Origin of the sequence: Streptomyces coacervatus (genome assembly GCF_029223485.1) — a bacterium.
GTDB lineage: Bacteria > Actinomycetota > Actinomycetes > Streptomycetales > Streptomycetaceae > Streptomyces > Streptomyces coacervatus.
Window position 1 is genome coordinate 228269 of record NZ_JARHTP010000016.1, and the last position, 13255, is coordinate 241523.

Below are 13255 nucleotides of genomic sequence, written 5' to 3' on the forward strand. Positions count from 1 at the left end.
GTCAGACGGGGTCTATGTCCGAGGCCACGGCGAGCAGGTGGGCCTCATCGGTTTCGTCCCGGTCCGCGATGCCGAGGGCGATCCAGCGTTCGGTGCCGGGCGGCTGCCACAGGTTCAGCTGCTCCATGTGGATGCTCGCCGCCAGCCAGGGTTCCGGTATGTCCTCGCCGCGGTCGGAGCGCACGCGGAGCGTGGGCATCCCCCATGGGTCGTGCTGCTCGCCCCAACGGGCGTTCAGTACCTGGGAGATCCACTCTCTGAGCACATGCAGGTCGTCCATGTCCACTAACCGCACGATGCGGTAACCGGGTCCCGCCAGGAACAGGTCCGACCCGCTGTACTCCGCGGAGAGATCCGCGGTGCACAGCGCATCGATCGTGGCGAGGTGCTTGTCGCTGTCCATGTGATCCAGTATTGCGGCCGCCACTGACAATTGGCGGCGCATCAACCCCCTTCAGCCGTCAGGCATCCCGCCGCCGCACCCTCCAGGCCCCCAGAAGCAGCGCAGCCCCCGCCCAGAGCCCCGTCACCGCAAGCCCCGACCACGGCCCCAGCACTCCGTCCCACGTCTCGTGGAACACCACTTGTCCCGCCCGGTCCGGCAGGACGTCCGCCACGGAGCCCGACATGTCTCCGATGACGAAAGACACGATGAGCAGGAACGGGATGACCATGCTCAGCGTGGCGACGCCACTGCGCAGCACGGCCGTCAGTCCCGCCGCGAGCAGCGCCATCAGCGTCAGATAGACCCCGCAGCCGACGACTGCACGCAGTTCCTCGCCCCAGGTCAGCCCGTCCGCCTTCGCGCCCAGGACGGCCTCGCCGACGGCCAGGCTCACACCTCCCGTCACCAGCCCCACCACCAGCACGGGTACGGCGATCGCCACCGCCTTGGCCGCGAACCACCGCCCACGCCGCGGCACAGCCGTCAGCGCGATGCGCAGGGCGCCGCCCCGGAACTCGGACGACATGGCGGTCGTACCGAACGCGATAGCCGCGATCTGCCCGAAACTGACGCCGAAGAACACCGAGAACAGCGGGTCGAAGTCCGCTCCTTCGCTGTCGGCTCCGGCGAGCGCCGAGAACATGGCGGTGGCGAGCAGGACGGCGGCGAGGCCTCCGACGAGCGACCGCAGCGTACGGATCTTGAGCCATTCCGAGTGGAGTGCGGGTGTGAATTCCATGGTCAGGCCTCCTGGGTCTGTGTGGTGAACTCGGTTTCTGTGCCGGTGAGATCCAGATAGGCCTGCTCCAACGTGCCTTCCTCCTGGGCGAGTTCGAGGAGGGGCACGCCGGCGGCGGAGGCGAGGCGTCCGATGTCGTCCACGCGTGCGTGGTCCACGGTCCAGTGCCCGTTCTCGTGCTCGACGACGTCGTGACCGTGCCGGGCGAGCGCGCTCTTGAGCGCCGTGGCGTCCGTCGTGCGGATCCGCACTCGCGGCTGCACGCGCGCGTCGATGAACTCCCGCATCGGGGTGTCGGCCAGCAGACGTCCTCGTCCCAGGACCACGAGGTGGTCGGCGAAGGACGCGGTCTCGTTCATGAGGTGGCTGGAGACCAGGACCGTACGGCCCTCGCCCGCGAGCCGGCGCAGGAGTGCGCGGATCCAGATGATCCCTTCGGGGTCGAGGCCGTTGGAGGGTTCGTCGAGCATGACCACCTCGGGCTCGCCCAACAGGGCGGCGGCGATGCCCAGTCGCTGGCGCATGCCGAGGGAGTACGTCTTCACGCGGCGCCGCGCCACCGACGCGAGCCCGGTCTCCGCCAGCACCTCGTCCACCCGGCGCTGCGGGATGCGGTTGCTCGCCGCCAGCACGCACAGGTGGTCCCGGCCGGTACGGGAGCCGTGCGCGGCCTGCGCGTCGAGCAGGGCGCCGACGTGGCGCAGTGGTTCGCGCAGCGCGGGGTAGGGGCGGCCGCCGACCGTGGCGGAGCCGGAGGTGGGCCGGTCCAGGCCGAGGACGAGCCGCATGGTGGTGGACTTTCCGGCGCCGTTGGGGCCGAGGAAGCCGGTGACAAGGCCGGGTCGGACGGTGAAGGTCAGGTGGTCCACGGCCTTCCGGCTGCCGTACTCCTTGGTGAGGCTCTGGACGTCGATACTGGTCATGGCAGCAGCGTCGCCGCTGGGGCGCGGTGATCTCCTCCCCCGCCGGTGGAGACCGCCTCCCCCACGCGGGGGAGGTCCGTTGTCAGTGGCGGCTGGCACGATGGCGAAATGGCCCGCTTTCTGCGCCCGTTGCTCCGGGGGACGACGTACACACGCCTGCTGCACCTGTGGGTGCCGATGCTCATCGTCAGCGTGTGGCTGTTCATCGACATGTCGACGCCCTGGGTGCCCGCGGCCGCTCTCGTCCTGGTCGGGCTCATCCCTGCCGTGCGGATGGGCGAGGGCGTGCAGGCGCGGTTGCTGCTGACACCGGGCGAGCCGGACTCCGGGATCTCCGTGAACCCGTCGGTCGCATGGCGGGACCGGCTGCGCACGGTGCTGTGGCTCGAGGTGCGGATGGGGCTGGGCGCGGTGGCGACGGCGAGCTGCGTCTGGCTGCCGGGCCTGGTCTACGAGCTGGTCCGGATCGCGCTCGGACATCCGCCGGACGCCGGCATCCCGCTGCTGAGCGAGGCCCAACCGCACTGGGCGTACGCCCTGTTGGTGCCGTTTCCGATCATCGCTCTCTACGGGGTCGTGGTCGGCCTGGGCGAGCTGATCACCGCCGTCGCCCGCCGGCTTCTCGGCCCGTCCGCGGCCGAGCGCCTCGCGGCCTTGGAGGAGCGCACGGATCAGCTCCTGGAGCGTAACCGCATCGCCCGCGAGCTGCACGACTCCATCGGCCATGCGCTCACGGTGGCGGTCGTGCAGGCGGGGGCCGCCCGTGCCGCGGGCGACCCGGAGTTCACGGACCGGGCACTTGCTGCCATCGAGGACACCGGGCGGGCTGCGCTGGAGGACCTGGAGCGGGTGCTCGGTGTGCTGCGCGAGGCGGAGCAGCCGGTCAGCAGCCGTCCGACGCTGGCCGAGGCGGACCGACTCCTGGAGTCCGCGCGCGCATCCGGAACAAAGGTCGACATGGACATATCGGGTCCGCTGGAGTCGGTCCCCGGCCCGGTCTCTCGCGAGGGCTATCGCATCCTCCAGGAGGCCCTGACCAATGTGCTGCGGCACGCGGGGTCCGTCCCCGTGCGCGTGCGTGTCGACGTCGCGGACGGCACCCTCGCCCTGGAGATACGCAATCCGCTGACCGCCGACATACCGGGGCCCGGACGGGGCAGCGGTCTGCGCGGCATACGCGAGCGCGCGGCCCTGCTGGGCGGCCGCGCGCGAACCGGACCGGACGAGGGTGACTGGCAGGTACATGTGGAGCTGCCGTTGAGTTGATCTACGCTGGCCGGATGCCGGTGACCGTTCTCCTCGTCGACGACGAACCCCTCGTACGCGCCGGTCTGCGGGCCCTGCTGGAGGCACAGCCCGACATCGAGGTCGTCGGGGAGGCGGCCGACGGGGCGGCGGTGATCCCACTGGTGCGGCAGCTGCGGCCCGACGTGGTCGCCATGGACGTACGGATGCCGCTGCTGGACGGCATCGAGGCCACGCGCGCGGTGCTGCGGACGGTCGCCGAGCCGCCGAAGATCCTCGTGGTGACGACGTTCGAGAACGACGAGTACGTGTACGAGGCGCTGCGCGCCGGAGCCGACGGGTTTCTGCTGAAGCGGGCCCGCCCCGCCGAGATCGTGCACGCGGTGCGGCTGGTCGCCGAGGGCGAGTCACTGCTGTTTCCGGCCTCCGTACGGCAGTTGGCCGCTCAGTACGGCAAGGACGGCGGGAACCGCGCCGCCCGGGCCGCGATGGAGCGGGCCCGGTTGACCGAACGGGAGGCCGAGGTACTGCGGCTGATGGCCCGGGGCCTGTCGAACGCAGAGATCGCCGCCCGGCTCGTCGTAGGCACGGAGACGGTGAAGTCGCACGTCAGCGCCGTACTGGCGAAGCTGGGTGCACGGGATCGCACCCAGGCGGTGATCGCGGCGTACGAGTCGGGTTTCGTGGCGCCGGGGTGAGTGGCAGCGCGCCCCAAAGAGGCGCGGGGAACTGCGCCACCAGCCACGACGGCGCGACAGACAAAAGACGGCACAGCCAGGCACGGCCAAGCGGCACAACCCAGCGGAGCGACCCGGTACGATCCGGCCAACACGCGCACGAGCTGGGAGGACGGTACGTTGGGGCGGCTGACCGGCGGGGATCCCTCGCTGCTGCGAAGGATCAACTCCGCGGTGGTGCTGCACGCGCTGCGTGCCACGGACGCGGCGACACTGACGGAGATCACCCGGGTGACCGGGCTGTCCCGGCCGACCGTCGAGGGCGTCGTCGAGGGGCTCATCGAGGCGGGCTACGTCGTCGAGAAGGCGGCCGACGAGAGCGTGGTGCGACGCCAGGGGCGGCCCGCGCGGCGTTTCCGGTTCCGGGCCGAGGCCGGGCATCTGCTGGGCCTGGACATCGGCTCCCACCGGGTCGCCGCGCTCCTGGCCGACCTGGACGGCCGGGTGCTCGGCGCGGTCGCCAAGGACGTCGACGAGACGGCTCCCGCCGACGAGCGCCTGGAGCGGCTGCGCACCGCGGTGGCCGAACTGCTGCGCCGCGCCGGGGTCGCACGTGGCTCGCTGCGGGCCGTGGGCGTCGCCTCCCCCGGGATCGTCGAGGCCGACGGCACCGTGCGGCTGTGCGCGGCGCTGCCCGAGTGGACGGGGCTGCGCCTCGGCGAACGGCTGAGCCGGTCCTTCAAGTGCCCGGTGCTGGTCGAGAACGACGCCAACGCCGCGGCCGTCGCCGAGCACTGGAAGGGCGCGGCCACCGAGTCCGACGACGTCGTGTTCGTGCTGGCCGGGCTGAGCCCGGGGGCCGGTTCGCTGATCGGCGGGCAGCTGCACCGGGGGTACGGCGGGGCGGCCGGCGAGATCGGCGCGCTGCATCTGCTGGGCCGCGAGGTGACCCCGGAGACCCTGCTGTCCACCACGGACGAGCCGCTGCACCCGCTCGACGAACAGGCCGTGGCCAAGGTCTTCGCGCAGGCCCGCGAGGGCGACCAGCGGGCCCGCGCGGCCGTCGACCGCTTCATCCAGCGGCTCGTCCACGACGTGGCCGCCCTGGTCCTGGCGCTCGACCCGGAACTCGTTGTCGTCGGCGGCTGGGCGGCCGGTCTGGACGGCGTGCTGGAGCCCCTGCGCCGCGAGTTGGCACGCTACTGTCTGCGGCCGCCGAAGGTGGCCCTGTCGCTCCTCGGTGAGGCGGCGGTCGCGACGGGCGCGCTCCGGCTCGCCCTGGACCACGTGGAGGAGCAGCTGTTCGCGGTGGAGGGCACGGTGACGGCGCGGCGCTGAGGCGGCGGCGAGGCGTGCTGTTGCCCGAAAACGTGCTGTGCCCCGGAGGAGTTCCGGGGCACGGCACGTCTGACGAGGTCAGGGCTCAGGACGCCTGGCGCTCGGGCCCCTGGTGGATCTCCACTCCCCCCGAGTCGCCGAAGGTCAGGCGGCAGGTGTCGGCGCGGTACGTGGCGACGGAGAGTGCCGCGGTGCGGCCGTCGGCCAGGAAGCGGGTGGTGACGACGAGGACGGGCGCCCCCGGGAGTCGGTCCAGTTCCTTGGCGTCGTCCGCGCGCGCGGAACCGAGCTCCACGGCGCTGTCCCTCCCCTCCAGCTGCAGCCGCTCCAGCTCGCGCAGCACCGCACGCGCGCGTGCCGGTCCGGACGGCGCGTCTATGGCGGAGAGGTCGGGCACCGACGACTCCGGGACGTAGAGCAGCTCCGCGGCGACGGGCTGGCCGTGGGAGACACGGGACCGGCGCACCGTGTACACGGCCTCGTCCGGGCGCGTCTCCAGTGCTGCGGCGACGGCCGCGGGCGGTGCCGCGAGCGTGCAGTCCACGGCCTGCCAGACGTCCCCTGTGGCCTCCGGCCAGGCGTGCTGCTGGGTGCCGACTGCGACGCCCACGCGCGGCGGGGCGACGGTCGTCCCGACACCGCGGCGGCGCTGCAGCCTGCCCTCCAGTTCGAGCTGCTCCAGGGCCTGGCGGAGCGTGGCGCGCGCGACGCCGAAGCGCGCGGCGAGATCGCGTTCGTTGGGCAGGATCTCGCCCACGGAGAACTCGGAGTCCAATGCCTCACTGAGCACGGTCTTGAGATGCCAGTACTTCGGTTCCGGCACCGATTCCAGCTGCGTGGTCCCCACCCTGTCCTCCGCAATTGCCGTGGTCCGGCGGCGTTTTAGCGCCCTTGTTTATTAAAGGTTGTTGCACTTATCTGCGACCATAGGGCGGCCCAAACCCTTGGTCAAGACCAATCCTGGATCCCATGGGCACTACACAGGGGCGCTTGCCGTCCAGGGTTCACAAGGTGTTCGTAAGGGGTCGCCCCTCCCGCCTACGCGGAGGCCAGCGAGAGCAGCTTGTCCGGGTTGCGGATGATGTAGACCGACTGGATGCGTCCCTCGAAGACGTCCACCTGGAAGACACTGTCGGGCTTGCCTGCGGACAGGACCACGACCGCCAGGCCACCGTTGAGCTCCGTGAAACGGAAGGACAGCTCCGGCACGCCCTTCTTTGCGGCCCCGACGAGGAAGCGGCCCACCTTGTCGGCACTCTCCAGGACCCGCAGCGGCGCCCTGGACTTGCCGCCGCTGTCGCCCACCAGCCGCACGTCCGGCGCCAGCAGCGCCATGAGGCCTTCGAGATCGCCCTCCGCCGCGGCGGCGAGGAACCGCTCGGTCAGCTCACGGCGCCGGCCGGGATCGACCTCGTACCGCGGCCGCCGCTCCTCGACATGCTTACGGGCCCGCCCGGCGAGCTGACGCACCGCCGCCTCACCGCGGTCGAGCATGGCCGCGATGTCCGCGTACGGGTAGCCGAACGCCTCCCGCAGCACGAACACCGCCCGCTCCAGCGGCGACAGCGACTCCAGGACGACGAGGACGGCCAGCGAGACGGAGTCGGCGAGCACGGCCCGCTCGGCGGTGTCCGGGACGGAGTCCCCGAAGTCGGTCGCATAGGGCTCGGGCAGCCACGGGCCGACGTACGCCTCATTGCGAGCCTTGACCTGGCGCAGCCGGTCGATGGCGAGGCGGGTGGTGATGCGCACCAGGTAGCCACGCGGTTCGCGCACCACGCTGCGGTCGGCGCCGGACCAGCGCAGCCAGGCCTCCTGGACCACGTCCTCCGCGTCGGCCACCCGCCCGAGCATGCGGTAGGCGACCCCCAGCAGGACGGGGCGGTGCTCTTCGAAGACGTCGGTCTCGGTGTCGGTGGTCACCGCCCCATCCCATGCGACGCCTCCGGACATGTCTAGGAGAAATCCGCGTGTCCCGGAGCAGAATGACCAGCGGGCCCGCCGGTGGTCGGCGGCCGGACTTTGGGAGGTGGCCATGCGGTACGCGGTTCTGGGCACGGGCGACGTCGGCCGCACACTCGGCGGCAGGCTGGCGGAGCTGGGCCACGAGGTGACTCTGGGCTCGCGCACGAAGGACAATCCCGCCGCCCTGGAGTGGGCGCGAACCGTCGGCGCGGGAGCGCGGGCCGGCACGTTCGCGGAGGCGGCCTCGTCCGCCGAGGCGGTGGTGGTCGCCGTGGGCGGGCGGGTGGCGCTCGCCGCGCTGGAGGCGGCCGGGGCGGCGAATCTCGACGGGAAGGTCGTCATCGACGTCTCCAACCCGATGGCGTTCGAGGACGGGGAGGTGCGGCTGTCCCCCGTCGGGTCGGACAGCGTGGGCGAGCAGATCCAGCGCGCCTTCCCGCACGCGCGCGTGGTGAAGACTCTCAACACCGTCAACTGCCAGGTGATGGTGGATCCCGCACTGGTGCCGGGCGAGCACCAGGTCTTCGTGTCCGGCGAGGATGCGGACGCCAAGGAGCAGGTCAGAGGGCTGCTCGGGGAGTTCGGGTGGCCGCCGCACCGGGTGCTCGACCTGGGCGGCATCCGGTCGGCACGCAGCGTGGAGATGCTGCTGCCGCTGTGGCTCGACCTCTTCCGGCATGTCGGGCACGCCGAGTTCAACCTGGAGGTGCGCAGGGGCCATTGAATGCCGTACGGCCGCGAGGTGGACGACCCACAGGGGCTACCCGCGGGTAGCAATTGCTGACAAGCTGTCTACATGGCGTCCGTCAGCGAGCCCCAGACGAGGAGCACCTCCATGTCCGCCACCGTCTCCTTCAAGGTCCCCTCTCCACGCGGCCCGCAGCCCGTGACCGTCTCCTACGCGCGCGTGGGCAGCGGCGAGCCGCTGCTCCTGCTGCACGGCATCGGTCACCACCGGCAGGCCTGGGACCCGGTGGTGGACATCCTCGCGACCGAGCGCGACGTGATCGCCGTGGATCTGCCCGGCTTCGGCGACTCCCCGGCCCTGCCGGACGGGCTCTCCTACGACCTGCCCACGACCACGGCCGTGTTCGGCGCGTTCTGCGAGGCGATGGAGCTGGAGCGTCCGCATGTGGCGGGCAACTCGCTGGGCGGTCTGCTCGCCCTGGAACTCGGCCGCGAGCAGCTCGCGCGGTCCGTGACCGCCCTGTCCCCGGCCGGGTTCTGGTCCGAGGCCGAGCGGCGCTACGCCTTCGGCGTCCTGCTCGCCATGCGGCACATCTCCCGGCGGCTGCCGCTGCCCCTGGTGGAGCGGCTGTCCCGGTCGGCGGCCGGCCGCACCATGCTGACCAGCACGATCTACGCCCGCCCGGGCCGCCGTTCACCCGAGGCCGTGGTCGCCGAGACGCTGGCCCTGGCGCAGGCGACCGGGTTCGACGCGACCCTCCGGGCCGGCAGCGCCGTCCGGTTCACCGATGACATCCCCGCCATCCCGGTCACCGTGGGCTGGGGCAGCCGGGACATGCTGCTCGTACGGCGACAGGGGGTGCGCGCCAAGCACATCATCCCCCGGGCCCGGCTGGTGCGGCTGCCCGGCTGCGGGCACTGCCCGATGAACGACGACCCGGCACTGGTCGCCCGCGTCATCCTCGACGGCAGCCGCTGACGCACCGCGCCTGAAGGTCAACGCGCCGGAGCCGAGGGCGACTCCGGCGCCGACCAGGGCGCTGCCGACGGCCTGGGCGGCTCCGTACGAGCCCGTTTGGACGAGCGGGGCCGTGCAGGCGGCGGCGACCGGGATGAGGCCGGAGAACAGCGTGGCGCGCTCGGCGCCGATCCGCTGCATGCCCATGTACCAGCACACGAAGCCGACGACGGTGACGACCGCCGCCTGCCACAGCAGTGCGGCGCTCTCGGTGGTGTCGGGGCGCCGCAGCCACGCCGTGCCGTCCACGAGCAGCCCGGCGGCCGCGGACTCGGCTGCCGCGATGCCGCACACCGTGGCGGACAGCAGCCGGGGCCCCAGCGGGCGCAGAACGGGCACGGCGAGCACGGCGAAACCGACCTCGCCGGCCAGTGCGCAGGCCGAGAAGGCGATGCCCGTGCCGTCCGTACGCCCCCACCCCTGCACCGTGAAAGCACCGAAGGCGACCAGCAACGCCCCGTACAGGACCGCGCGTTGCGGCCGGCGGCCCTCCAGGACGGGGACGACGACGGCCACCACCACGGGCGCGCATCCCACGAAGACTCCGGGCACCGCCGGTTCCGCGGAGCGCTCGGCCGCGATCACCGCCAGGTTGAAGCCGACCATGCCGACGGCGGCGAGCAGCGCGAGACGGGTCCACTGGCGGGGCGCGAGCAGCCGCAGCCGCGCCGTCGCTCCCGGGCCCGCGAGTGGGATGAGCAGCAGACAGGCGAGGCCGTAGCGCAGGAACTGGCCGCCCGCGTACGGGTAGTGGCCCAGGACGCTGTTCGCGGTGAAGGACCCGCCGACCAGGACACAGGCGAGTGCGGCGAGGAGGGCTCCGCGGGTGGTGGTGGCGTTCATGGCAGCGACGCTAGGCAGCGCGGCGGTCCGGTTTAAGGTCCATTTCCATGACGTCATCGGAGACCAATCGGGACGGGACTGCTGATCCGCGCCGGAGTGCGCAGCCGGGCCGCGCGGGCTCGCCCGCCTGGGAGCTGCTCCTGCCGGCCGCCTCCGCGCCGGCACGCACGCGTGGACGTTCGCTGCAGGCGGCGCTGCGTGAGGCGGTGCGCACAGGGAGGCTGGCGCCGGGCACCCGGCTGCCGTCGAGCCGGGATCTCGCCGCCGACCTGGGGGTGTCGCGGGGGCTGATCACCGAGGCGTACGAGCAGTTGACGGCGGAGGGCTATCTGCGCAGCGGGCGAGGTGCGGGCACCTGGGTGGGAGGCGCCGTGCGGGCCGCGCCCCCACGCGCGCGTGATCTCGCGCCGCGCTCCCCCGGTGCGCGCGCCGACTTCGTGCCGGGCACGCCGGATCTGTCGCTGTTCCCTCGCGCCGCCTGGGCCGCGGCGCAGCGCGCGGTCCTGGCCGAACTGCCCCACCAGGACCTCGGCTATCCCGACCCGCGGGGGCTGCCGCAGCTGCGCACCGCGCTGGCGGAGCTGCTGGCGCGCCGCCGGGGTGTGGTCGCGGACCCGGAGCGGATCGTGGTCGTCTCCGGGGTGGCGCAGGCGTCGACGCTGCTCGGATTCGCGCTCCACGCGCGCGGGTTGCGCACCGTGGGTGTCGAGGATCCCGGCAGCCCCCAGCACGACGCGCTCTACGCCTCGGCGGGCGTCACCACCGTGCCCCTGCCCCTGGACGGCGAGGGAATCGTCGTCGGACCACTGCGGGACTCGGGCGTGCGGGCCGTCGTGACGACGCCCTCCCACCAGTTCCCCACCGGGATCGCGTACTCCGCGCGCCGCCGCACCGAACTGCTCGACTGGGCGCGGTCCGTGGACGGGCTCGTCCTGGAGGACGACTACGACGGCGACTTCCGCTACGACCGCGCCCCCGTGGGCGCGCTGCAAGGGCTGGACCCGGAACACGTGGCCTACACGGGCTCGGTCAGCAAGTCGCTCGCTCCGGGCCTGCGGCTTGGCTGGCTGCTCGTGCCTCAGGCGCTGGCCGACGAGGTCGTCGAGCGCAAGCGCACCATGGACCTCGGCCATCCCACGCTCGACCAGGCGCTGTTCGCCCGGTTCGTGGAGCACGGCGACTACGACCGCCAGCTGCGCCGCTGCCAGCGCGCGTACCGGGAACGGCGCGACGCGCTCGTGGCCGCGCTGCGGGAGCACTTCCCGGGCGCCGAGGTCGCCGGGATCGCGGCGGGACTGCACGTCATCGCCGCACTCCCGCACCGCTACGGACCCCAGCAGAGCTTCCTCGCGCGCGTGGCCGCGGCCGGTGTCGCCGTACGCCCGCTGACGGACTACACGCACGCGCGTGCAGAGCACGAGGGCGGCGGGGACGTTCGGCTGGTCCTGGGGTACGCGCACTTGTCGCCCGCCCGGATCCGTGCGGGTGTACGGCTGATGGCGCAGGCAGCCGGCGTATGACCGTGGGGTGACCGGCGCGGAAAGCGACGGATGGCTCATCCCTGGCGCCTCCGGGACCGCCCGCGTCGCACACCGGTTCCCTTGTCCCTGCGGCCAGTTGTTCACTTGTGGTTTCCGTGTGCGCTGCGGCGCACCAGTAGTTGTGGCATCGCACACTGGCCGGATCCCGTCCCTGGAGGCGCATCCATGTCACACCGTCCGTTCCCGGGCCGCCGCAGCGTGCTGCGCGGCTCCCTCGCCGCGTCGGCGGCTCTGACCCTGCCCACCGCCCTCGGCGCGGCACCGGCGTTCGCCCTCTCGGGGCGCCCCCAGGCGGGCTGGGGCGTGCAGGCGGGAGACGTGACCTGCAACTCTGGGCTGGTGTGGGTGCGCTCCGACCGTCCGGCCCGGATGATCGTCGAGACGTCCGCGACCGAAACGTTCCGCAACCCGCACAGATGGCACGGCCCGCTGCTCGGCGCTGACTCGGACTTCACCGGCACGACCCGGCTGCGCGGGCTGCCGTCCGGCGAGCAGATCCACTACCGCGTCCTGCTCGCAGACCCGGACGACCCGCGCCGCACCGGCGAGCCGGTGACCGGCACCTTCCGCACGGCGCCCGTGAAGCGCCGCCAGGGCGTGAAGTTCGTGTGGTCCGGCGACCTGGCGGGACAGGGCTGGGGCATCAACGAGTCGATCGGCGGCTACCGCATCTTCGACGCCATGGCCAAGGTCGACCCGGACTTCTTCCTGTGCAGCGGCGACAACATCTACGCCGACGGCCCGATCTCCGCCACCGCCACGCTGCCCGACGGCAGCATCTACCGGAACGTCACCACCGAGGAGAAGTCGCACGTCGCGACCACCCTGAACGACTACCGGGGCAACTTCCGCTACAACCTGCTGGATGCGGCGCTGCGCCGGTTCAACGCCCAGGTGCCCAACATCATCCAGTGGGACGACCACGAGGTCCGCAACAACTGGTACCCGGGCGAGGTCATCGGCACCGGCACGCCCTACCCGGCCGGCACCAAGCTCGACGACCTGGCGCTGCGCTCCCGGCAGGCCTTCTCCGAGTACTTCCCGATCTCCACCATCAGCGGGCGCCCGGACGGCCGGATCTACCGCAAGGTCAGCCACGGCCCGCTGCTGGACGTGTTCGTGCTCGACATGCGCACCTACCGCAACGCCAACTCGCCGGACAACCAGACCACGGACCCGGTGGGCATCCTCGGCCGCGAGCAGCTGGAGTGGCTCAAGCGGGAACTCGCGAAGTCCCGCGCCGTGTGGAAGGTGATCGCCAACGACATGCCGCTCGGACTGGTCGTGCCCGACCCGGTCGAGGGCAAGCCGAACTTCGAGGCCGTCGCCCAGGGCGACCCGGGCGCGCCCCTGGGCCGCGAGCTGCAGATCGCCGAACTGCTGCGGTTCATCAAGCACCGGCGGATCACCGGCACCGTGTGGCTGACGGCCGACGTGCACCACACCTCGGCGCAGCACTACGACCCGTCGCGGGCCGCGTTCAAGGACTTCGAGCCGTTCTGGGAGTTCGTCTCCGGCCCGCTCAACGCCGGCGCCTTCCCGGCCAACGCACTCGACGGCACCTTCGGCCCGGACCGGGTGTTCGTGAAGGCACCGACGACCGCGAACGTCTCGCCGGCCCAGGGCTACCAGTTCTTCGGCGAGGTCGACATCGACGGGGACAGCGGCGAGCTGACGGTGCGGCTGCGCGAATACGACGGCACCGTGCTGTTCACGCAGGTGCTCCAGCCGGGCCGGGTCGGCCAGTAACTCCCGTACCCTTTCCGGTGGGCCGCGCACCGGCGTCATCCCCCGGTGCGCGGCACCGCTCCGCAGCCCCGAACTCGCCCTTCGC

At 72.3% G+C, this 13255-nt stretch carries 12 protein-coding genes and 1 pseudogene; 7 read left to right on the top strand and 6 right to left on the bottom strand.

Annotation, left to right across the window (positions count from 1 at the left end):
* Position 1: 1 nt before the first annotated feature.
* The 3 genes from P2Q00_RS34390 to P2Q00_RS34400 are packed head-to-tail and all read right to left on the bottom strand — an operon-like array spanning position 2 to position 2107.
* Positions 2-403, bottom strand: a complete 402-nt coding sequence (locus tag P2Q00_RS34390) for a hypothetical protein (protein ID WP_275777582.1) — start codon at positions 401-403, stop codon at positions 2-4.
* A 58-nt stretch (positions 404-461) separates the two neighbouring features.
* Positions 462-1184 (bottom strand): ABC-2 transporter permease family protein, encoded by a 723-nt coding sequence (locus tag P2Q00_RS34395; RefSeq protein ID WP_275777583.1) that lies wholly within the window; start codon positions 1182-1184, stop codon positions 462-464.
* A gap of 2 nt (positions 1185-1186) precedes the next feature.
* Positions 1187-2107: an ABC transporter ATP-binding protein gene (locus tag P2Q00_RS34400; RefSeq protein ID WP_275777585.1), complete on the bottom strand. Its 921-nt coding sequence runs from the start codon at positions 2105-2107 to the stop codon at positions 1187-1189.
* Positions 2108-2215: 108 nt separating this feature from the next.
* Here P2Q00_RS34400 and P2Q00_RS34405 point away from each other — a divergent pair, with 108 nt between their 5' ends.
* From P2Q00_RS34405 to P2Q00_RS34415, 3 genes are all read left to right on the top strand, one after another.
* Entirely contained in the window at positions 2216-3373 is a 1158-nt protein-coding gene (locus P2Q00_RS34405; protein ID WP_275777587.1) for a sensor histidine kinase, read from the top strand.
* 14 nt (positions 3374-3387) lie between these two features.
* Complete coding sequence (locus P2Q00_RS34410; protein ID WP_275777589.1) at positions 3388-4050, top strand: response regulator transcription factor; 663 nt, start codon at positions 3388-3390, stop codon at positions 4048-4050.
* A 159-nt stretch (positions 4051-4209) separates the two neighbouring features.
* The gene (locus P2Q00_RS34415; RefSeq protein ID WP_275777591.1) at positions 4210-5367 is read left to right on the top strand and encodes an ROK family transcriptional regulator; all 1158 of its coding nucleotides are present in this window, start codon (positions 4210-4212) and stop codon (positions 5365-5367) included.
* A gap of 85 nt (positions 5368-5452) precedes the next feature.
* Here the strand turns inward: P2Q00_RS34415 and P2Q00_RS34420 are convergent, their stop codons facing one another.
* Entirely contained in the window at positions 5453-6214 is a 762-nt protein-coding gene (locus P2Q00_RS34420; RefSeq protein WP_275777593.1) for a GntR family transcriptional regulator, read from the bottom strand.
* A gap of 191 nt (positions 6215-6405) precedes the next feature.
* Complete coding sequence (locus tag P2Q00_RS34425) at positions 6406-7290, bottom strand: RNA polymerase sigma-70 factor (RefSeq protein ID WP_275777595.1); 885 nt, start codon at positions 7288-7290, stop codon at positions 6406-6408.
* A 112-nt stretch (positions 7291-7402) separates the two neighbouring features.
* Between P2Q00_RS34425 and P2Q00_RS34430 the strand changes: the two genes are divergently transcribed.
* The gene (locus P2Q00_RS34430; protein ID WP_275777596.1) at positions 7403-8056 is read left to right on the top strand and encodes an NADPH-dependent F420 reductase; all 654 of its coding nucleotides are present in this window, start codon (positions 7403-7405) and stop codon (positions 8054-8056) included.
* A 111-nt stretch (positions 8057-8167) separates the two neighbouring features.
* A complete protein-coding gene (locus P2Q00_RS34435) occupies positions 8168-8998 on the top strand; it encodes an alpha/beta fold hydrolase (protein WP_275777597.1) in 831 nt (276 codons plus the stop codon).
* A gap of 93 nt (positions 8999-9091) precedes the next feature.
* On the opposite strand, the pseudogene P2Q00_RS34440 reads toward P2Q00_RS34435, so the two are convergent.
* Positions 9092-9937 (bottom strand): annotated as a pseudogene (locus P2Q00_RS34440) (DMT family transporter); the annotation flags it as partial.
* Between P2Q00_RS34440 and pdxR the strand changes: the two are divergent.
* Together pdxR and P2Q00_RS34450 are read left to right on the top strand one after the other, a co-directional pair.
* Positions 9928-11400, top strand: coding sequence for a MocR-like pyridoxine biosynthesis transcription factor PdxR (pdxR, locus tag P2Q00_RS34445; protein WP_275777598.1), 1473 nt, complete (start codon positions 9928-9930; stop codon positions 11398-11400). The pseudogene P2Q00_RS34440 and the gene pdxR overlap by 10 nt on opposite strands.
* Positions 11401-11586: 186 nt before the next feature.
* Complete coding sequence (locus P2Q00_RS34450) at positions 11587-13170, top strand: alkaline phosphatase D family protein (RefSeq protein WP_275777600.1); 1584 nt, start codon at positions 11587-11589, stop codon at positions 13168-13170.
* The last annotated feature ends 85 nt before the right edge of the window (positions 13171-13255 follow it).